Genomic DNA, 19,882 nt, shown 5'->3' on the forward strand with positions numbered 1-19,882 from the left:
CTCCGTTCGCTGCTCCACGTGTCGCGCCCTCCCGGGCGGACCCGGGGTCGGCGAGGCACGGTGGTCCATTATGGTGGACCCGCCTGGATGCGTGTGCCATCAGGTCACCGACATCTCCACGGCAGCGAGGGAGGAGAGCCCGATGCGCGATCCCCGAGATCTGTACCGCTTCGAGTCGACCGAGGTCCTCGAGGCGGTGCCCCGTTCCGGACTCACGCTCGTCCACGCCCTGCCCGGCATGGTCGACGCCGGCAACGCCTGCCGCATCGCCGCCGACTACCTCCGCGACGAGCTGCGCCACCTGCGCCTGGTCTCCTTCGAGACCGACGAGCTGCTGGACTACCGCGGCTCCCGCCCGCAGGCCACCTTCGACGGCACCTCCTTCTCCGAGGTGGCGATCCCGGAGATCACACTCTGGCTGATGTACGACGAGAGCGACCGCCCCTTCCTCTTCCTCGACGGTCCGGAGCCTGACCTGCAGTGGAAGCGGCTCGCCGAGGCGCTCATCGACCTCGTGGAGTACTTCGAGGTCGAGCGGGTGGTGGGCATGCAGGCCGTGCCGATGGCGGTCCCGCACACCCGGCCGATCGGTCTGTTCGCGCACGCCAACGACCCCTCGCTGCTGGGTCGGCCCGGCACGCGCCCCACGCCGGCGCCGGGCACCGATCCCTCCGAGGGCGAGGAGGGCGCCTCCGAGCTCGTGATCCCCGCCGCCTTCAGCTCGCTGCTCGAGAACCGGCTGGGGCGGGCCGGGCACCCGGCGATGGGCTACGCCGCCCAGATCCCGCACTACCTCACTCGCACCGACTTCCCCGCCGGTGCTCTCGCGCTGCTGCGTCGGGTGAGCGAGGCCGCCGAGCTCGACCTCCCGCTCGTTCACCTCGGCGACCTCACCGATGCCGCGACCGTCGCGCTGCAGGGCACCCTCGCCCAGAACGGCGAGGTCCACCAGATCGTCAGCGCCCTCGAGGAGCAGTACGACGCGATGAGCGAGGGGGAGGACCGCTCTCCTCTGGCGACCACGCTGGACCTGCCCACGGCCGAGGAGATCGGGGAGCACTTCGAGCGCTTTCTCGCGGACCACGAGGACGACCCGGGCGACGGGACGCGGGAGGGATGAACCTCGCGGGCCTTCGCGAGGGGGCCGTCGATCACAGTTCGTTATGTCTTCGTGACCAGGTGTTCGCCATCGACGTGTGAAGCGGGCCACGGTCGTGTCAGAATGGGCGCGTTGCGGTGATGCAGTTCCAGCAGGACAGTCCGTCGACGGTGCCTCCGGCACAGCAGTACGGCACGCACCATTGCGCCACCCGCTCCGGCGGGGGACGGCTTCACGCGGCACCGCGATCGCGTCGTGCGATCGATGATGGACGACACAGAAGGTGACAGGTATGGCACAGGGCTCGGTCAAGTGGTTCAACGCCGAAAAGGGCTACGGATTCATCGAGATCGACGGAGGCGGCGCAGACGTCTTCGTGCATCACAGCAAGATCGACATGGACGGCTACCGCGCCCTCGACGAGGGTCAGCGTGTGGAGTTCGAGGTCAGCCAGGGGGACAAGGGCCCGCAGGCCGAGCAGGTCCGCCCGCTCTGACCACGGAACGCCCGTGAACCCACGGACCGGGCAGGAGCATCGCGCTCCTGCCCGGTCCGTCGTCGTCGGGGGATGATCCGCACGTCCGACGGCGCGGTCGACGGCACGGCGCCGCGCAGTCCCCCGTGGCGTGCGGCCCTCGCGGTGCGGCCCTCGCGCCGCAGCCGTGCCGGGACCCGCGCCGACGGGTCAGTCGCCGCCCAGCACCGTCCCGGCCCGGGCCAGGGCGAGCACCCGGTCCCGCCGGGCGAGCCGCACCGAGACCGCGTCCGAGCGCAGGGCCCGGTCGATGCCGTCGGGCAGCGGTCGCTGCGAGGCCAGGAGCACGCAGTTCCCGCGGCGCTTGCCGGTCAGATGTGCCGGCTCGGCGATGACGCCGACGTGCGAGAAGACCGCCGAGAGCGTCGCGACCTCGTCGGCCAGCAGCCGCGTCCCGGGCGGTGCGGCGCAGTTGACGAGATAGATGCCCCCGGGGCGCAGCACCCGCGCCGCATCACGGACCGCCGCGAGCCCGGTCAGCTCGGGCGGAGTGACGGAGCCGGCGAAGACGTCCCTGACCAGCACGTCGAAGCGGTCCTCCCGCCAGTCCTCTAGGGCAGTGCGCGCATCGTCGACCCGCAGCCGCAGCCGGGGCGAGCGCGGCAGGTCGAACCACTCCCGCACCCGCTCGGCCAGCAGAGCGTCGAGCTCCACCACGATCTGCCGTGCACGGGGGTGGCGGGACGCGACGGCGCGGGGGAGGGAGCAGCCGCCGCCTCCGAGATGGGCGAGCTGTGCGGCGCGCTCCTCGCCGGACTCCTCGAGATGGAGGTCGATCACCTGCAGCATCCAGCGCATGTACTCGAACACCAGGTGCTCCGGATCGGGATGCAGGTGCGAGGAGGGGACGCCGTTGACGTCCAGCAGCACCGAGCCGTCGGTCTCGACCGTGAGCCGCGCGGTGCCGGTGGAGATGGGGATCGCCGTGTCCAGCGGGCCGAGGCGGTCGAAGGGGGCGCGCGGGGCGCGATCACGGCGGGGCATCGCACCACTCTAGGAGACTCCGCCGCGGAGGATCGTGCGGCCCACCTCTCCTCCACAGCCCCCGCCCGTCCCCATCCAGGCCGTCGCGGGCGTCGTCCGTCACACCCTCCGCCTAGCGTGCTGGGCACGAGGTCGGGACGATACCGGCCGGCGCCGGACCCCGCGCGACGGGCGGCACCGACAACAGCACCGAGCAGGAGGAGGAGCGCGATGGGCACCACCACGGCACGCAGCGGAGGGCGGCACCCCGAGACGGTCCTGCGCTCGGACGCCCGCTCCCTGAGGCTGCTCCTCGCCCGTCTCGACCAGGACCAGGCCGATCTCGAGCGCGCGCGGCAGCTGCTCCAGCAGGGACGGGAGCTCGCCCCCGTCGCCCCTCGCGAAGCCTTCGAGCTCGTGCACCGCGCCGCGCTCCGCGGCGCCGGGGTGCTCGTCGCCCGCGCGAACCGCGAGCGCCGGCGGGCGCTGCCGCTGAACGTGTGGATCGCGCTGGAGCGGCTGGGAGGGGAGGAGGCCCGGCGTGCGGAGACGCTCGGCCCCCTGGTCGCCGAGCGCACCCGGCTGGACCGGGACGCCTCGGCGCTGCCGGAGCCCGAGCTGCTCGCCCAGCACCTGGAGGGGACCGCGGCCCATCTCGACCGCGTCGCCGAGAAGCTCCTCGAGGGCCTGCCCGCCCCGCTCGCGGAGCTGTCCGAGGGCTGAGCGTCCCCGCGCCCGCCCCGGTACAGTCCTCGGCGAGGGAGGTGGCGATGGGAACGGGTGCGCGCACCGTCCGCGCGGCGGACGGACCGGAGGAGATCCCCGGGATCCTCCACCTGGACATGGACGCCTTCTTCGCCTCCATCGAGGTGCGCGACGATCCGTCGCTGCGCGGCCTGCCCGTCGTCGTCGGAGGCGCCGGCGCTCGGGGAGTCGTCGCCGCGGCGAGCTATCCCGCCCGCGCCCGCGGCATCCGCTCGGCGATGCCCATGGCGAGCGCCCGCCGCCTCGCCCCCGACCTCGTGATCGTCCCTCCCCGGATCGCGCACTACCGCGAGGTCTCCTCCCAGGTCATGGGGATCCTCGGGGACGTGGTGGCGAACATCGAGCAGATCAGCGTCGACGAGGCCTTCCTCGACGTGCGCGGTGCGCGCCGGCTCTTCGGCGAGCCCGTCGAGATCGCCGACCTGCTGCGGCGACGCATCCGTGAGGAGCTCGCGCTGCCCAGCTCGGTGGGCGGCTCGGTCTCCCGGGCCGTCGCGAAGATCGCCTCCGCCCGGGCGAAGCCCGACGGGATGCTGATCGTCCCCGCCGACCGGACGGCCGAGTTCCTCGCCCCCCTGCCCGTCGGCGCGATCTCCGGCGTCGGCCCCAAGGCCCAGGCGGCCCTCGAACGGCTCGGCGTGCGCACCATCGGACAGCTGCGGGAGGTCCCCACCAGCACCCTCGCCCGTGCGCTCGGCCCGCGCACCCCCGAGATCCTCGCGCTCGCCGACGGCAGCGACCGCACCGGGCTCGGCCACCGCACGAAGGACCGGTCGCTCGGCACGGAGCGGACCTGGGACGAGGACCTCACCGACCCCGCTGAGGTGCGGCGGCGCATCACGATGATGGCCGACGAGGTCTCCCGGCAGCTGCGCCGCTCGGGCTTCGTCTCCCGCACCGTCGTGCTCAAGCTCCGCGCCCCCGACGGCACGACGCTCTCCCGCTCCTCCACCTTCGACCAGCCCACCGCGAGCGGCGAACGACTGAGGGAGCACGTGGTCGCGCTCTGGGAGAGGGAGCGCCCGACGATGCGCAGGGTGCGGCTCGCCGGGGTCCGCGCGACCCAGCTCGAGCCCGCCGCCGGGGTGTCCCTGCAGTCGGAGCTCAGCGCGAGGCCGGCGGGCTGGACCGATCTGGAGGCCGCGATGGACCGTGCCCGCGACCGCTTCGGCAGCGCGAGCCTGAGCAGGGGGTCCACCCTCGGGCCGGGGCGTGCCGAGGCACCGCCGACGGAGTCGCCCGCGCCGGGGGAGTCTTCGGCGGGACGGTGAGCGGAGGCGCCTCGCACAGATGGTTCCCATAACTCAGGAAGACGCTCTAAACTGGATGAACCGCCGACGGGGCTGTTGGCCTCCGGCGGGTGCACCGGGCGCCGCAGGGCGCGAGAGGACGGGGACAAGGAGCGGGACCATGCCGCTGTCTGAACACGAGCAGAAGATGCTCGACGAGATGGAGCGTCAGCTCTTCGCCGACGATCCGCGCCTCGCACGTGCCTTCGCGCCCAAGGCGCCGCCGCGACGCAACGGTCGCCGCATCCTGATCGGCCTCGGAGCCGTCGTGCTGGGCCTCGCCCTGCTCGTCCTGGCCGTGGCCCTTCCCGCGATCTGGCTCGGCGTGATCGCCTTCATCGGCATGGTGGCCGGTGCGGTCTACGCCATCACCGGCCCCAGCGGCACCTCCTCCGGCACCGGCAGCTCGGGAGGCGGTCCCGGCGGCGGTCAGGGGCCGACGGCTCCCGGCACCGGCGACGGCGGCAGCTTCATGCGCAAGATGGAGGAGCGCTGGGAGAAGCGCGCGGGGGATGACCCGCGCCTCTGACGGTCCGGCCCCGGGCCGCGGTCGCCCCGCCCCTCCGCACCGTCCTGCGGCACCCCACGGTCCGCCCCTGATCCCCCGAAGCCCCGGCTCCTCGAGCCGGGGCTTCGTCGTTCCCGGGATCGGCGCCGCCGCCGCTCCGTCGACCGCGCGGACGGTCCCCACCTCGCTCCACAGCCCTGTCGCGAGGTGCCCCGGCTGACCGCCCGGTCGGCCCCCACCTCGCTCCACCGCGCTGTCGCGGTGAGACCCGGCCCGGCCGCCCGGTCGATCCCCACCCTGCTCCCCGGCGCTCCCGCGGCCCCGTCCCCACCCCGCTCCCGGCGACTCCCCACATCGCTCCACTGGCGTCCTCCATCTCCCTCCACCCGGGGTCCCGGGGCGCCCGCCCCGAAGGCTTCGACTCGCTGACCTGCGCAGATGTCGTGGAGCGGCGGGGGAGGGGCGCGCTGTCGGCCGGGATCCTGCACCCCGCAGCGCCCTCGCACCACGCCCGGACGCGAGATTCCCCCCACCTCGCTCCACCCTCCTGACCTGCAGTGACCCAGCACTCGTGCCCCGATTCCTCCGTTCCTGTGGCAACGAGTGGGGGTTAGTGGGGTAAAGTGGAGCGTGTTGGGAGGAGATGGAGATCTGATCGCGAGTCACGGCGACTGAAGGAGGCTGCGGATGTTCCTCGGCACCTTCACGCCCAAGCTCGACGAGAAGAGCCGACTGATCTTCCCGGCCAAGTTCCGCGACGAGCTCGCCTCGGGACTGGTCATGACTCGTGGACAGGAGCACTGCATCGCCGTGTACCCGCTCATGGAGTTCCGCCAGAAGCTCGAGGAGGCCCGTCGGGCGCCCACGACCGACCGACGCACCCGCGACTACCTGCGAGTGCTGATGTCCGGTGCGGAGGACGTCATCCCGGACAAGCAGGGCCGCATCACCATCCCGAGCCATCTGCGCACCTACGCGGGGCTGGATCGGGAGTGCGCCGTGATCGGCGCGCTCGACCGGCTCGAGATCTGGTCGCTCCCGGCCTGGGAGACCTACCTCGAGCAGAAGGAGGAGGGCTTCGCCGAGACCTCCGAGGAGGTGATCCCCGGCCTGTTCTGAGCCCGGCCACGAGGACATCCGTCCTGTGAGACCTCTCGTCGTTCCCGCCCCGACGCAACTTCCCCGGTGGCGGGTCGGGAACGACGGGGAATCTGACAGGACGGCAGCGCCCAGGGGGCGCCGGCCGGCATCCGGACCGAGACCGCAGCACATCGCACGAGAGCACGACCCGAGGGGAGGGGCGAGATGGACGACACCACGCACGGCGACCTGCCGGCCGAGCAGAGGCACCTTCCGGTCCTGCTCGAGACCTCGGTCCAGCTGCTCGCCCCGGCGCTGCAGGAGCCCGGGTCGGTCCACATCGACGCGACCCTCGGCATGGGCGGCCACGCCGCCGCCGTGCTGCACGCCGCACCGAAGGCCCGGCTGGTCGGCATCGACCGCGACCCGCAGGCGCTCGCGCTGGCCCGGGAGCGTCTGGACCGCGAAGGCGTCGGCGACCGCGCCACCCTCGTCCACGCCACCTACGACGAGATCCCCGACGTGCTCGCCGAGCTCGACCTGCCCGGTGCCCACGGCGTGATGATGGACCTGGGGCTCTCCAGCTTCCAGATCGACACCGCGGAGCGAGGCTTCTCCTACTCCGTCGACGCGCCGCTGGACATGCGCATGGACGCCACCTCCGACGGCCCCACCGCCGCGGACCTGCTGCGCGAGCTGCCCGAGGCCGAGATCGCCCGCATCCTCCACGACCTCGGCGACGAGCGCTTCGCCCGCCGGATCGCCCGCCGCATCGTCGAGCAGCGCGAGACCGCGCCGCTGGCCCGCTCCGGCGAGCTCGTCGAGCTGCTGGAGAAGGCGATCCCCGCTGCCTCGAAGGCCAGCGGAGGCCACCCCGCCAAGCGCACCTTCCAGGCCCTGCGCATCGCCGTCAACGAGGAGCTCGAGATCCTCGCCTCCGCGATCGAGGCGGCGCTGGACTGCCTCCACGTCGGCGGCCGCATCGTGGTGGAGTCCTACCACTCCGGCGAGGACCGTCTCGTCAAGACGGCCTTCACCCGCCGCACCCGTTCCTCGGCCCCGCCCGGACTCCCGGTCGAGCTCGAGGAGCACAAGCCCAGCTTCACCCCGCTCGTCCGCGGCGCGCTCCAGGCCGACGAGGACGAACGGAGTGGCAATACCCGTGCCGCGTCCGTCCGACTGCGAGCATTGACCCGTACCCGTTCCGCCGAGAGAGCACACTGAGATGGCCAGCACGTCCGCCGTTCATGCGCCCGCGATCCGCCCTGCTCGCGGAACGCGCACCGCCCAGACCGCCCGGCCCCGCCTCACCGTCGTCTCCACGCCGAAGGCCGGCGGCAGCTCGATGCCGTTCGCGTTGCTGTGCACGCTCATCGTCACCGCGACCCTCGCCGCGCTGCTGTTCATGAACATCCAGATGTCCGATGCGAGCTACGAGATCACCCGGCTCCAGGGCCAGTCGCAGCGGCTGACCGAGGAGAGCCAGGGCCTCCAGGAGACCAACGAGCGCCTCGGCACCCCGCAGGAGCTCGAGCGCCAGGCGCGCGAGATCGGGATGGTCCCGGTGTCGGATCCGGCATACATCGACCTCGACACGGGCCAGATCATCGGCGAGACGGCCCCGGCGGAGCAGACTGTGGGGACGCCGGAGCTGGCGGACGTGCCCGCCGAGGTGGCGGTCCCGCCGGCGCAGATCTACGACGAGCCCACCGAGTACCACGGCATGGGCAACGAAGGGGCCTGACACATGTCGCCATCGCGCAGGAACGGCCGGTCCAGCACCTCCCGCTCCGCGGGAGGTGCTGGTCGTCCACGCCCCGGAGGCGGCGCGATCCGGCTCCCGCGGGCGCGCGTGGGTGACCCCTCCACCCGTCACCGCCTCCTGATCAGCCTGGTCCTGGTCGCCGTGCTCGCCCTCTCCGGCCGCCTGGTCTGGGTGCAGGGACTGGACGCGAGCGCCCGGGCCGAGGAGGCGATCGCCCAGCGCACCGTCACCCGGTCGATCCCCGCGCTGCGCGGCGACATCACCGACCGCGACGGCACAGTGCTGGCCAGCTCCGTGCAGCGCTACGACCTCTGGGTCAACCAGACCCAGGTCGACGACTACCTCGCGAACTCGAAGACCGCCGAGGTCACCGGCGTGGAGGCCGCCGCGCGGGAGCTCGCGCCGGTGCTCGGCTGGAGCGTGAGCGAGACCGAGGAGGCGCTGACCGGCGAGGCCGGCTTCGCGTACCTCCGCAAGAACGTGGAGCCCGCCGTGCGGGACGCCGCGATCGCCCTGGGCATCCCCGGCATCGGCGCGGACCCGGTCGCGGATAGGATCTACCCCGCCGGCTCCGTGGCGGGCAACGTGCTCGGCTTCGTCGGCGCCGACGGCACGGCCCTGGCCGGCACCGAGCTCTCCTTCGACGACGAGCTCGCCGGCACCGACGGCAAGACCACCTACGAGCGCGGCGCCCAGGGGCAGATCATCCCCACCGGCAAGCAGGAGACGACCCCCGCCGTCGACGGCAGCGACGTGGTGCTCACCATCGATCGCGACCTGCAGTGGAAGGCGCAGCAGGTCATCGCCAGCTCCGTCGAGCAGTGGGGCGCCACCGGGGGCAGCGCCGTGGCCTACAACGCCCGCACCGGCGAGGTGCTGGCCCTGGCGGAGTCCCCGACCTACGACCCGAACTCGCCGGGCGACGCCGATGCGGAGGACCTCGGCAACCGCGCGATCTCGAGCGTCTTCGAACCGGGCTCCACCGGCAAGCTCTTCACCATCGCGGCCGCGATCGAGGAGGGCACCGTCACGCCCGAGTCCCAGTACGACGTCCCCTACGAGAAGTACTTCGAGGGCGAGCGCATCAAGGACTCGCACAGCCATCCCGACCAGCGCCTCACCCTCGCCGGTGTGCTGAAGAACAGCTCCAACGTCGGCACCGTGCAGATCTCGGAGACGCTCACCCCCGAGGTGCGCCACGACTACCTCCTCGCCTTCGGGCTGGGGGAGAAGACCGGCGTGGAGCTGCCCGGCGAGTCCGCCGGCATCGTCCACCCCGCCTCGGACTGGACCGGCCGCACCCGCTACACCACCTCCTTCGGCCAGGGCTACAGCGTCAACGCCCTCCAGATGGTCTCCGCCGTGGGCACCTTCGCGAACGACGGCGTGCGCGTCCAGCCCTCGCTGATCTCCGGCGTCAAGGAGGCCGACGGCTCGGTGCGCCCCCTCGGCGAGCCCGAGAGCACCCGTGTCGTCTCGAGCGAGACCGCGGCCACGATGCAGGCGCTGATGGACAACGCCGTGGACGACGAGACCTCGAGCGCCGCGGTGAGCGGCTACGCGGTCGCCGGCAAGACCGGCACCGCCCAGGTCCCCGACGGCACCTACACCGCCTCGTTCATCGGCTTCGCCCCGGCGGACGACCCCGAGATCGTGGTCGGTGTGTTCCTCTTCGGACTGAACACGTTCATCTCCGGCTCGACGGCGGCCGCGCCGGCGTTCTCCGAGCTGACCACCTTCGCCCTCCAGAACCAGGGCATCGCCCCGACGGGCGTGCCCGCCCGTCAGCTCGAGAACGAGTGGTGAGGACACCGATGAGCGAGACCCCTGTGCCCCAGCACGAGCCTGCCCGCCCGCGCCGCCCCCGCGGCGCGAGCGTCGGCGAGCTCGCCTCCGCCCTGGGCGCCGCGCCGCACGACCCCGGTGATGACGCCCTGCGCCTGACCGGAGTCACCCTCGACTCCCGCTCCGTGGAGCCCGGAGATCTGTGGAGCGCGCTGCCCGGCCAGGTCACCCACGGCGCCCGGTTCGCCGCCCAGGCGGTCGAGCGGGGCGCCGCCCTCGCCCTGACCGACGAGGACGGCAGCGCGCTCTGCGCCGAGGCGGGCCTGCCCGCCCTCGTCGTCCCCGACCCCCGTGCGGCCACCGCGACCGCCGCCGCCCTGGTCCAGGGCCGGCCCGCGGAGCGTCTCGCGACCGTCGGCGTGACCGGCACCAACGGCAAGACCTCGATCACCACCGCGATCACCCGCACGCTGCTCGCCCTCGGCGTTCCTGCTGGGGTGATCGGCACGAGCGGCACCAGCTACCGCGACGCCCGCGGCGCGGACCACACGGTGGCGACCGTGCGCACCACCCCCGAGGCGCCCGAGCTGCACGGGATCCTCGCCCGCATGGCCGAGGACGAGGTCGCCGTCGCCTCGATGGAGGTCTCCAGCCACGCGCTCGTCCTCCACCGCGCCGACGAGGTGGTCTTCGACGTCGCCTGCTTCACCAACCTCACCCAGGACCACCTCGACTTCCACGGCACGATGGAGGAGTACTACAGGGCCAAGCGCCTGCTGTTCACCCCCGAGCACGCCCGGCGCGGGATCGTCTGCGTGGACGACGAGTGGGGCCGTCGCCTCGCCCGCGAGGCGACGATCCCCGTCACCACCTACGCGACCCTGCCGGGCGTCGAGGCGGACCATCGCGCCGTCGCCGCGCGCTCCGAGGGCTACGGCAGCACCGTCACCGTGCACGGCCCCGACGGGGAGCGCACCCTGCACGCCGCGCTGCCCGGCCGTCACTACGTCGCCAACACCCTCGCCGCGGAACTGCTGCTCGCCGCGATCGGGCGCTCCGGCCCGGAGGTCGTGGAGGCCCTCGCGACCGAGGGCACCGTCCCCGGCCGGATGGAGCTCGTCGCCGACGACGGGGTGCGCGGGATCGTGGACTACTCCCACACCGCCGACGCCCTCGAGCAGGCCCTGACCACCCTGCGCGCCGTGCCCGGCACGCGCCGCCTCGTGGTCGTCATGGGCGCCGGCGGGGACCGCGACCGCACCAAGCGGCCCCGGATGGGCGAGGTCGCCGCCCGCCTTGCCGACGTGGTCATCGTCACGGACGACAACCCCCGCACCGAGGACCCCGCGAGCATCCGCGACGAGGTCCTCGCCGGCATCCCCGAGGACACGAACGCGCAGGTCCGCGAGGTGGATGGGCGCGGCGCCGCGATCGAGCTGGCCGCCTCCCTGGCCGACGTGTCCGACACCATCCTGGTGGCGGGCAAGGGAGCCGAGACGGGCCAGCAGATCGGGGGTATCGTCCATCCGTTCGACGACCGCCTCCGGCTGCGCGACGCGCTGCACACGGCACGGTCGACGCCCCGACGGGTCGATGCCGACGACATGGACGAAGGACGCTGAGCATGCTCCAGATCACGACACGGGAGATCGCCGAGATCACCGGCGGGACCCTCGTGGGCGGCGCGACCGGTGACGAGACCGTCACCGGCACCGCACGCATCGACTCCCGCGAGGCGGCCCCCGGCGACCTGTTCGCCGCCTTCCCCGGCGAGCACGTCGACGGCCACGACTACCTCGCGGCCGCCCGCACCGCCGGCGCCGCCGCCGCGCTCGTCACCGAGGACCGCGGGGTGCCCGCCGTCCAGGTCGCCGACGTGCGCGCCGCCCTGTCCGATCTCGCCCGCGCCCAGCTCGAGCGCGCCCGCACCGAGAACCCCGAGCTCGTCGTCCTCGCCGTCACCGGCAGCGCCGGCAAGACCGGCACCAAGGACCTGCTCGGCACGATCCTCGCCCCCGCCGGGGAGACCATCGCCCCCGCCGGCACGTTCAACAACGAGCTCGGCCTGCCGCTGACCGTGCTGCGCCTGACCGCATCCACCCGCTTCCTCGTGCTGGAGATGGGTGCGCGCGGCATCGGCCACATCGCCCAGCTCACCGCCATCGCACGCCCCGACATCTCGCTCGTCCTGAACGTCGGCTCCGCGCATCTCGGCGAGTTCGGCAGCGTCGAGGCGATCGCGACGGCCAAGGGCGAACTGGTCGAGGCGCTCGCCCCCGGAGGCCGCGCGATCCTGAGCGCCGAGGACCGGCTCGTCGCCGGGATGGCCGAGCGCTCCGCCGCCCCGGTCCTCACCTGGGGCTTCCACGAGGGGACGGTGCGCGGCACCGACCTCACCCTGGACGACCGTGCCCGCATCGGCTTCGACCTCGTCGTCCCCGACGGGCTGACCGCCCTCGACGGCACCCCGATCCCCTCCGGCACCTTCCCCGTCCGCCCCGACCTGCTCGGCGATCACCAGGCCGCGAACGTGCTGGCGGCCCTCGCCGGGGCGCTGGCCGCGGGCGTCGACCCCGCGGCGGCGGCCGCCTCGCTCGACGGGGCGACGCTCGCCTCCGGCCACCGCATGGAGGTCCTCGAGGCCGGCGGCGCGCTCGTCATCAACGACGCCTACAACGCCAACCCCGACTCGATGCGACACGCGCTGAAGACCCTCGCGCACCTCGGCCGCACCCGCCGCACCATCGCCGTGCTCGGCGAGATGCTCGAGCTCGGCCCGGACGCGGCGCGGCTCCACGACGAGATCGGCCGCCTCGCGGTGCGGCTGAACATCTCCCAGCTCTACGTCGTCGGCGACGGCGCGGCACCGATCCATCACGGGGCGAGCCTCGAGGGCAGCTTCGGCGGTGAGTCCGAGTACGTCGACACCGTGGACGAGGCGCTCGCTGTGCTAGAACGGACCGTGCGTCCCGGTGACGCGGTGCTGCTGAAGTCCTCCCGCGACGCGGGCCTGCGCTGGCTCGCCCAGCCGCTCGTGGAGGCGCTCGACCGGCACGCCGGGACCGACCAGACGGGAGACGATGCATGATCGCGATCATCATCGCGGGGGCGCTCGCCCTGGCCATGTCCATCTTCGGGACGCCGCTGTTCATCAAGGTGCTCGAGCGCCGCGGCTACGGACAGTTCGTCCGCGACGACGGCCCCACCTCCCACGCGACCAAGCGCGGCACGCCCACCATGGGCGGCGTCGCGCTCATCCTCGCGGTGGTCCTGGCCTACTTCCTCACCCACCTCGTGCTGTGGACCTCGCCGAGCGTCTCCGTGGTGCTGGTGCTCTTCCTGATGGTGGGCCTCGGCGTCGTCGGCTTCCTCGACGACTACCTCAAGATCTCCCAGCAGGACTCCACGGGCCTGCGCCCCCGCTACAAGCTGGTGGGCCAGTTCCTGGTCGCGACCGGCTTCGCCGTGATGGCGCTGCTGTTCCCCGACGAGAACGGCAACGCTCCCGCCTCCACGCACATCTCCTTCGTCCGCGACATCCCCTGGCTCGACCTCGCCTTCCTCGGCTCGGTCGTCGGCTTCCTGCTGTTCGCGATCTGGGCGAACTTCCTGGTCGCCGCCTGGTCCAACGGCGTGAACCTCACCGACGGCCTCGACGGCCTGGCCAGCGGCGCGACCATCCTGTTCACCGCCGCCTACCTGATCATCAGCTTCTGGCAGTGGCGGCAGGTGTGCAGCGTCGACCTCGACGCCGGGGGGCTGGTGCACTGCTACGACACCCGCGACCCGCTGGACATCGCGGTGCTGTGCGCGGCGATCATCGGCGCCTGCGTCGGCTTCCTGTGGTGGAACACCTCGCCCGCGAAGATCTTCATGGGCGACACCGGCTCCCTCGCCCTCGGCGGCGCGATCGCCGGCCTGACCATCGTCACCCGCACCGAGATCCTCGGCGCGATCATCGGCGGCCTCTTCGTGGTCATCTCGCTGTCCGTGATCATCCAGGTGACGAGCTTCAAGCTGACCGGCAAGCGCGTGTTCAGGATGGCGCCCCTGCAGCACCACTTCGAGCTCAAGGGCTGGAACGAGGTCACCATCGTGGTCCGCTTCTGGATCGTCGCCGGGATCCTCGCCGGCGTGGGGCTGGGCCTGTTCTACCTCGACGCCCTGCCGAGGCTCGCCTCATGACCGCCCCGGCGGGCGGCGCCCCCTCCCTCCCCGCCGAGGAGCGCCCCTGGCCGGGGATGGACGTGGCCGGGCTGCGGATCCTCGTCACCGGCTTCGGCGTCTCCGGCTACGCGATCGCCGACCAGACCATGCAGCGCGGCGCCCGTGTGCTCGTCGTCGACGGGGCGGACACCCCCGAGATCCGCGAGCGCGCCCAGATCCTCGAGGTGCTCGGGGTGGAGTTCCGCCTCGGCGCCGAGCACACCCGCGCCCTGCCCGAGGACCGCGAGATCGACCTCGTGGTCACCTCGCCCGGCTGGCGCCCCGACCAGCCCCTGCTCGCCGCCGCGGCCGCCCGCGGCATCCCCGTGTGGGGCGAGGTCGAGCTCGCCCGCCGCATGCAGCCCGCCGACGGCCCCGCCTGGCTCGGCATCACCGGCACCAACGGCAAGACCACGACCGTCACCATGCTCGAGTCGATCCTGCGCGCCGCGGGCCTGCGCGCCGTCGCCTGCGGGAACGTGGGCCTGCCCGTGATCGAGGCGGCCCTGGACCCCGAGGGCTTCGACGTGCTCGCGCTGGAGCTGTCCAGCTTCCAGCTGCACTGGACCGAGCACCTGGACTGCGAGGCCGCGGTGGTGCTGAACGTGAGCGCCGACCACCTCGACTGGCACGGCGGCGCCGAGGAGTACGCCCGCGCCAAGGGACGCATCTTCGAGGGCGTCCGCACCGCCTGCGTCTACAACACCGCCGATGAGACCACCCTGCACCTGGTCGAGGAGGCGGACGTCGTCGAGGGCGCCCGCGCCGTCGGCATCTCGCTGGGCGCCCCGGGACTGTCCGAGCTCGGGATCATCGACGGCATCCTCGTCGACCGCGCCTTCCACCCTGAGCGCCGCAGCTCCGCTGCCGAGCTCGCCACCCTCTCCGACCTCGCCCACCTGGGCCCCCAGGGCGCCGGCCCCCACGTGCTCCTGGACGCCCTCGCCGCGGCCGCGCTCGCCCGCGCGCACGGCGTCCCGGCCCATGCCGTCCGCGACGGCCTGCGCGCTTACCGCATGGGCGCCCACCGCGCCCAGCACCTCGCCACCGTCGACGGCATCGGCTTCGTCGACGACACCAAGGCCACCAACCCCGCCGCCGCCGCGGCCTCCCTCCAGGCGGCCGAGCGCGTGGTCTGGATCGCCGGCGGTGACGTCAAGGGCGCCGATCTCGGCCCGCTCGTCGCCGCCGCCGCGGACCGCCTGGTCGGCGTCGTGCTGCTGGGCCTGGACCCCGCGCCCTTCACCGAGGCGCTCAGCCGACACGCCCCCGAGGTCCCCGTCCGGCGCATCGATCCGGGCGAGACTGACGACGTCGCCGCGCGCACCCGGCTGATGGAGGACGCGGTGCAGGCCGCACGCTCCCTCGCCGCCGCAGGGGACGTGGTGCTGCTGGCCCCGGCCGCCGCCTCCATCGACCAGTTCCGTGACTACGCGGAACGGGGGGATCTGTTCGCCGCGGCCGTGACCCGACTGCCAGGAGAGCACGCATGACGATGGAGGACACCCGGCGCGACGCACGTCGCAGCACCGACTCCCGCCCGTCCGCCCCCGGCACCCGTCCCGCGGACCGCTCCACCTCCGTCGTCCGGCCCGACGAGGACCAGCCCCTGGGGAACATCTCCGGCCGCGTCCGCGAGGGCGTCGGCAGCTGGCTGCGCTCCCCGGCGCTGGACTTCTACGGCCTGATCGTCGTCGGCGCGATGCTGGTCGGCATCGGCCTGGTGATGGTGCTGTCCTCCTCCGCGGTCCTGAACATCTCCCGCGGCAACTCCGGCTACGCCGGCCTGGTCCGCCAGGGGACCTTCGCCGGGATGGGGCTCGTGCTGCTGATCATCGCCGCGGTGCTGCCGCCGGGCTTCTACCGGCGCGCCGCCTGGCCGCTGCTGGGCCTCGGGCTCCTGCTGCAGTGCCTGGTCTTCGTCCCCGGCCTCGGCGTCGCGGTGGACGGCAACCAGAACTGGATCATGATCGGCGGTCAGACGCTGCAGCCCTCGGAGTTCCTCAAGCTCGCCCTCGCCGTGTGGCTCGGGGCGCTGCTGTCGGTCAAACGGCCGCTGCTCCACCGCCCCGCGCATCTGCTGTTCCCGCTGGTTCCCGGTGCCCTCCTGGCACTCGGTCTCGTGATGCTCGGGCACGACCTCGGGACCATGATGATCATGGCCATGCTGGTCGCCGGAGCGATGTGGGTGGCCGGCATCCCGCGTCGGTGGTTCGCCCTCGCCGGCGCCGCAGGGGTCATCGGGATCATCTACCTCACCGTCACCAGCGCCAACCGCATGGCTCGCATCACGAACTGGATCCACGGGATCTGCGAGGGCGACTCCTGCTATCAGTCGGACCAGGGCCTGATGGGCCTGGCCGAGGGCGGCTGGTGGGGCGTCGGCCTCGGGGAGTCGCGGCAGAAGTGGGGACGTCTGCCCGCCGCCCAGGACGACTACATCTTCGCGATCATCGGCGAGGAGCTCGGCCTGATCGGCACCCTCGGCGTGCTCGCGCTGTTCACCGCGCTCGCCCTGATCATGTTCCGCATGATCACCCGGCTCGAGGATCACTTCATGCAGATCACCGTCGCGGGCATCAGCGCCTGGCTGCTCGGCCAGGCCGTCGTGAACATGATGGTGGTCACCGGGCTGCTGCCCGTGATCGGCGTGCCCCTGCCGTTCATCTCCTCGGGCGGCTCGGCGCTGCTCGCCTCGATGACCGCGCTCGGACTGCTGCTCTCCTTCGCCCGGCGCGAGCCGGGTGCGCAGGAGGCGATCAGCGCCCGCTTCGGGGCGGTGCGCCGCTCCGTCAGCGTCCAGCCAGCCCCGCGCGACAGCGCCCCTGCCGCTCGCCCTGCGAAGGCCGGACGCCGCGGGAAGGCCGGTCGCGCCGCGAAGGCCGGGCGCTCCTCGCGCTCGGGACGCTCCGCCTCGCGCCGCCGCCGCGGCGCCTCCAGTCCCTCCCGGAGGACCCGATGACCGCCACCCCGCCCCGCATCCTCCTGGCCGGCGGCGGCAGCGCCGGACACGTCTCGCCGCTGCTGGCCACCGCCGCGCAGATCCGCCGCCGCAGCCCCGAGTCCGAGATCATCGTGCTCGGCACCGCCCAGGGGCTCGAGACGGACCTCGTCCCCGCCGCCGGGCTCGAGCTCGTCACCATCGAGAAGGTCCCCTTCCCGCGCCGCCCGAACGGGGCCGCGCTGCGCTTCCCCGGTCGCTTCGCCGGCACGCTGAAGGCCGTGCGCACCCTCCTGCGCGAGCGACGGATCGACGTGGTCGCCGGCTACGGCGGCTACGTCTGCCCGCCCGCCTATCTCGCCGCGGCCGCCCAGCGCCTGCCCGTCGTGATCCACGAGGCGAACCGTCGCCCGGGGCTCGCGAACCGCCTCGGCGCCCGCCGCGCCGCCGCCGTGCTCACCGCCTTCGAGGGCTCCACCCTCCCCGGTGCCCGCCGCATCGGCATGCCCATGCGCGAGAAGATCGCCCATCTCGACCGCGCCGCCCGCCGCGCGGAGGCCGTCGGCGGCTACGGGCTGGACCCGTCGCGCCCCGTGCTGCTGGCCACCGGCGGGTCGCTCGGCGCCCAGCGTCTGAACGCCGCCGTCGGCGAGGCCGCCGAGGCCTTCACCGCCGCTGGCGCGCAGATCCTCCACGTCACCGGCCGCGGCAAGGCCGACGGCCTCGCCGAGAGGGACGGCTACCGGGTGCTGGAGTACGTCTCCGCCATGGAGGACGCCTATGCGGCCTCCGACCTCGCCCTCACCCGCTCGGGCGCCGGCACCGTCAGCGAGCTGACGGTCGTCGGGCTGCCCGCCGTGCTGGTCCCGCTCCCGATCGGCAACGGTGAACAGGCGCTGAACGGGGAGGAGGTCGTCGCCGCCGGCGGCGCGCTGATGGTCCCCGACGCCGAGCTCGACGCGCAGCACCTGCGCAGCGAGGTGCTGCCGCTGCTGCTGGACGAGCAGCGGCGCGGCGCGATGGCCGAGGCCGCGCGCGCCTTCGGCATCACGGATGCGGCCGAGGTGATGGCGGACGTCGTGATCGGCGTCGCACGCCGAGCCTGACCCGGCAGCGCCGAGCGCCCGGATACCGTGACCCCATGACTCCCGCCTCCCCTCACGGCCCCGCACCCCGCACGATCCTGCGCCCCGGCGACGTGATCACCCGGCCGGACTGGCCGGCGGGGGAGAGCATCCGCTCGGTGCACGTGGTGCGGATCGGCGGCGCCGGCATGAGCGCCGTGGCCCGCCTCGCCCTCGAGGCCGGGCTCGCCGTGAGCGGGTCGGACTCCCAGGACGGCCAGTTCATCGCCCCGCTGCGCGAGGCCGGCGCGCGGATCGGGATCGGCTTCGACGCCGCGCTGCTCGCCGAGGACTGCGACCTCGTCATCGTCTCGACCGCCGTGCGCGCCGACAACCCCGAGGTCGTCGCCGCCCACGAGCGCGGCATCCCGGTGATCCACCGCGCCGCGGCGCTGGCGGGTCTGCTCGGGGAGCGGGACCTGATCGCCGTCGCCGGCACCCACGGCAAGACCACCACCACCGGCATGGCCGTCGCCGCGCTGCGCGGCGCCGGGCAGGACCCGGCCTGGGCGCTCGGTGCGGCCGTGCCCGATCTGGGCCGCAACGCCGGCTTCGGGGCGCAGCCCGGCGGCAGCGGCACGGACAGCCCCGCCGTCGTGGAGGCCGACGAGTCCGACGGCTCCTTCCTCGCCTTCGCCCCGCTCTCGATCGTCGTGACCAACCTCGAGCCCGACCACCTCGACTTCCACGGCGACGCCGAGACCCTGACCGCCGCCTTCGACGCGCTCGTGGACCGGCTGCGACCGGGCGGCACCCTCGTCGTCTGCGAGGACGACCCCGGCGCCGCCGCCCTCGGCGAGAGGGCCCGGGCCCGGGGCGTCGCCGTCCAGGGCTACGGCACCGCCGAGTCCACCGCGTGGACGCTGCGCGCCGAGCGCAGCGGGGCCCGCGGCGCCGAGGTCGAGATCGAGGGCCCCGCCGGCCCGCTGACCCTGTCCCTCGCCGTCACCGGCCACCACAACGTCCTCAACGCCGTCGGCGCCCTCGCCGCGACCGTCGCCGCGGACCCGTCCCTGGACCCCGCCCGCCTCGCCGCGGGCCTGGGCACCTTCACCGGCGCCTCCCGCCGCTTCGACGTGGCGGGCACCGCCGGGGGAGTGACCGTCGTGGACGACTACGCCCACCACCCCCGCGAGGTCGCCGCGACCCTGGACGCCGCCCGCGGGATCGTCGAGGCGCAGGAGACGCCGGGCCGCGTCCTCGCCGTCTTCCAGCCCCACCTCTTCTCCCGCACCCGCGACTTCGCCGCGGACTTCGCCGCCGCGCTCGAGGCCGCGGACCTCGCCTGGGTGATGCCCGTCTACGCCGCCCGCGAGGACCCCGACCTCGCCACCACCGCCCGGACCATCACCGGCCACGCGGGCGAGGCCGTGGTCCCCCTCGACGCCGACGCGCAGGTCCTCGACCTGGTCCCGGCCGCGGCCCGCCCCGGCGACCTGCTGCTGATGCTGGGCGCCGGAGACATCGTCGAGACGACCCCGGCGCTGCTCGCCGCGCTCGAGGCGGACCCCGGGGAACGCGCCTGATGGCACGCCGCCCCACCACGCCCCGACCGCGTCCCGGCACGGTCCACCCGACGCCGCCCGCGGAGCGCCCCGAGCAGTCCGCCGAACGGCGCCCCTCCCGCGAGCCCCGTCCCCGCCCCTCGGAAGGGAACGGCTCCGGCGGGGGCCCGTCGCGGACCGCACGGTCGGGCCGCACCCCGCAGTCCGGTCGCACCCCGCAGCCGGGCCGCGCCACGCAACCGGGCCGCGCCGCGCCGACCGGCCGGAGCGCCGCTCCCTCCGCCTCACCACCGATGTCGACGCGCTGAGGACCAGCG

The 19,882-nt window shown here is 73.8% G+C and carries 17 protein-coding genes; 16 read left to right on the top strand and 1 reads right to left on the bottom strand.

Translation table 11 applies throughout. The features are described 5' to 3' along the window. The first annotated feature begins 142 nt into the window (after positions 1–142). Together L3K22_RS13015 and L3K22_RS13020 are read left to right on the top strand one after the other, a co-directional pair. A complete protein-coding gene (locus tag L3K22_RS13015; RefSeq protein WP_062949248.1) occupies positions 143–1,120 on the top strand; it encodes a proteasome assembly chaperone family protein in 978 nt (325 codons plus the stop codon). 271 nt (positions 1,121–1,391) lie between these two features. Next, positions 1,392–1,595, top strand: a complete 204-nt coding sequence (locus tag L3K22_RS13020; RefSeq protein WP_010551414.1) for a cold-shock protein — start codon at positions 1,392–1,394, stop codon at positions 1,593–1,595. A 189-nt stretch (positions 1,596–1,784) separates the two neighbouring features. Here L3K22_RS13020 and L3K22_RS13025 read toward each other — a convergent pair whose 3' ends face one another. Then, a complete protein-coding gene (locus L3K22_RS13025; RefSeq protein ID WP_263311749.1) occupies positions 1,785–2,618 on the bottom strand; it encodes a spermidine synthase in 834 nt (277 codons plus the stop codon). Positions 2,619–2,828: 210 nt separating this feature from the next. Between L3K22_RS13025 and L3K22_RS13030 the strand changes: the two genes are divergently transcribed. The 14 genes from L3K22_RS13030 (at position 2,829) to murC (ending at position 19,586) form a co-directional block, all read left to right on the top strand. Further along, positions 2,829–3,320 (top strand): hypothetical protein, encoded by a 492-nt coding sequence (locus tag L3K22_RS13030; RefSeq protein WP_263311750.1) that lies wholly within the window; start codon positions 2,829–2,831, stop codon positions 3,318–3,320. A 47-nt stretch (positions 3,321–3,367) separates the two neighbouring features. After that, entirely contained in the window at positions 3,368–4,633 is a 1,266-nt protein-coding gene (dinB, locus tag L3K22_RS13035; protein WP_263311751.1) for a DNA polymerase IV, read from the top strand. 139 nt (positions 4,634–4,772) lie between these two features. Further along, complete coding sequence (locus L3K22_RS13040) at positions 4,773–5,180, top strand: SCO2097 family morphological protein (protein WP_010551418.1); 408 nt, start codon at positions 4,773–4,775, stop codon at positions 5,178–5,180. Between the two features lie 666 nt (positions 5,181–5,846). Beyond that, positions 5,847–6,278, top strand: coding sequence for a division/cell wall cluster transcriptional repressor MraZ (gene mraZ / locus L3K22_RS13045; RefSeq protein WP_010551419.1), 432 nt, complete (start codon positions 5,847–5,849; stop codon positions 6,276–6,278). Between the two features lie 186 nt (positions 6,279–6,464). Then, positions 6,465–7,463 (top strand): 16S rRNA (cytosine(1402)-N(4))-methyltransferase RsmH, encoded by a 999-nt coding sequence (rsmH, locus tag L3K22_RS13050; protein WP_263311752.1) that lies wholly within the window; start codon positions 6,465–6,467, stop codon positions 7,461–7,463. Position 7,464: 1 nt separating this feature from the next. Next, positions 7,465–7,983 (top strand): cell division protein FtsL, encoded by a 519-nt coding sequence (ftsL, locus tag L3K22_RS13055; protein ID WP_263311753.1) that lies wholly within the window; start codon positions 7,465–7,467, stop codon positions 7,981–7,983. A gap of 108 nt (positions 7,984–8,091) precedes the next feature. After that, positions 8,092–9,810 carry a peptidoglycan D,D-transpeptidase FtsI family protein gene (locus L3K22_RS13060; RefSeq protein ID WP_263311754.1) on the top strand — a complete coding sequence of 573 codons (1,719 nt, stop codon included), beginning with the start codon at positions 8,092–8,094 and terminating at the stop codon, positions 9,808–9,810. A gap of 8 nt (positions 9,811–9,818) precedes the next feature. Continuing rightward, entirely contained in the window at positions 9,819–11,411 is a 1,593-nt protein-coding gene (locus L3K22_RS13065) for a UDP-N-acetylmuramoyl-L-alanyl-D-glutamate--2,6-diaminopimelate ligase (protein ID WP_263311755.1), read from the top strand. 2 nt (positions 11,412–11,413) lie between these two features. Continuing rightward, entirely contained in the window at positions 11,414–12,877 is a 1,464-nt protein-coding gene (locus tag L3K22_RS13070; RefSeq protein WP_263311756.1) for a UDP-N-acetylmuramoyl-tripeptide--D-alanyl-D-alanine ligase, read from the top strand. After that, entirely contained in the window at positions 12,874–13,974 is a 1,101-nt protein-coding gene (mraY, locus tag L3K22_RS13075) for a phospho-N-acetylmuramoyl-pentapeptide-transferase (protein WP_263311757.1), read from the top strand. The genes L3K22_RS13070 and mraY overlap by 4 nt, the downstream gene beginning before the upstream one ends. Further along, positions 13,971–15,488, top strand: a complete 1,518-nt coding sequence (gene murD, locus L3K22_RS13080; protein WP_263311758.1) for a UDP-N-acetylmuramoyl-L-alanine--D-glutamate ligase — start codon at positions 13,971–13,973, stop codon at positions 15,486–15,488. The genes mraY and murD overlap by 4 nt, the downstream gene beginning before the upstream one ends. Next, a complete protein-coding gene (gene ftsW / locus L3K22_RS13085; protein WP_263311759.1) occupies positions 15,485–16,957 on the top strand; it encodes a putative lipid II flippase FtsW in 1,473 nt (490 codons plus the stop codon). The genes murD and ftsW overlap by 4 nt, the downstream gene beginning before the upstream one ends. Next, positions 16,954–18,042, top strand: coding sequence for an undecaprenyldiphospho-muramoylpentapeptide beta-N-acetylglucosaminyltransferase (gene murG / locus L3K22_RS13090; RefSeq protein ID WP_263311760.1), 1,089 nt, complete (start codon positions 16,954–16,956; stop codon positions 18,040–18,042). The genes ftsW and murG overlap by 4 nt, the downstream gene beginning before the upstream one ends. Before the next feature lie 35 nt (positions 18,043–18,077). After that, positions 18,078–19,586, top strand: coding sequence for a UDP-N-acetylmuramate--L-alanine ligase (gene murC, locus L3K22_RS13095; protein ID WP_263311761.1), 1,509 nt, complete (start codon positions 18,078–18,080; stop codon positions 19,584–19,586). Positions 19,587–19,882 lie beyond the last annotated feature (296 nt).

It is taken from the genome of Brachybacterium atlanticum, from assembly GCF_025669985.1.
GTDB lineage: Bacteria > Actinomycetota > Actinomycetes > Actinomycetales > Dermabacteraceae > Brachybacterium > Brachybacterium conglomeratum.

Coding starts and splice junctions, on each gene's coding strand:
- L3K22_RS13065 (WP_263311755.1), top strand. CDS start 9,819: ATGAGCGAGACCCCTGTGCCCCAGCACGAGCCTGCCCGCCCGCGCCGC.
- mraY (WP_263311757.1), top strand. CDS start 12,874: ATGATCGCGATCATCATCGCGGGGGCGCTCGCCCTGGCCATGTCCATC.
- murG (WP_263311760.1), top strand. CDS start 16,954: ATGACCGCCACCCCGCCCCGCATCCTCCTGGCCGGCGGCGGCAGCGCC.
- ftsW (WP_263311759.1), top strand. CDS start 15,485: ATGACGATGGAGGACACCCGGCGCGACGCACGTCGCAGCACCGACTCC.
- mraZ (WP_010551419.1), top strand. CDS start 5,847: ATGTTCCTCGGCACCTTCACGCCCAAGCTCGACGAGAAGAGCCGACTG.
- L3K22_RS13030 (WP_263311750.1), top strand. CDS start 2,829: ATGGGCACCACCACGGCACGCAGCGGAGGGCGGCACCCCGAGACGGTC.
- L3K22_RS13020 (WP_010551414.1), top strand. CDS start 1,392: ATGGCACAGGGCTCGGTCAAGTGGTTCAACGCCGAAAAGGGCTACGGA.
- dinB (WP_263311751.1), top strand. CDS start 3,368: ATGGGAACGGGTGCGCGCACCGTCCGCGCGGCGGACGGACCGGAGGAG.
- murD (WP_263311758.1), top strand. CDS start 13,971: ATGACCGCCCCGGCGGGCGGCGCCCCCTCCCTCCCCGCCGAGGAGCGC.
- murC (WP_263311761.1), top strand. CDS start 18,078: ATGACTCCCGCCTCCCCTCACGGCCCCGCACCCCGCACGATCCTGCGC.
- L3K22_RS13025 (WP_263311749.1), bottom strand. CDS start 2,618: ATGCCCCGCCGTGATCGCGCCCCGCGCGCCCCCTTCGACCGCCTCGGC.
- ftsL (WP_263311753.1), top strand. CDS start 7,465: ATGGCCAGCACGTCCGCCGTTCATGCGCCCGCGATCCGCCCTGCTCGC.
- L3K22_RS13015 (WP_062949248.1), top strand. CDS start 143: ATGCGCGATCCCCGAGATCTGTACCGCTTCGAGTCGACCGAGGTCCTC.
- rsmH (WP_263311752.1), top strand. CDS start 6,465: ATGGACGACACCACGCACGGCGACCTGCCGGCCGAGCAGAGGCACCTT.
- L3K22_RS13070 (WP_263311756.1), top strand. CDS start 11,414: ATGCTCCAGATCACGACACGGGAGATCGCCGAGATCACCGGCGGGACC.
- L3K22_RS13040 (WP_010551418.1), top strand. CDS start 4,773: ATGCCGCTGTCTGAACACGAGCAGAAGATGCTCGACGAGATGGAGCGT.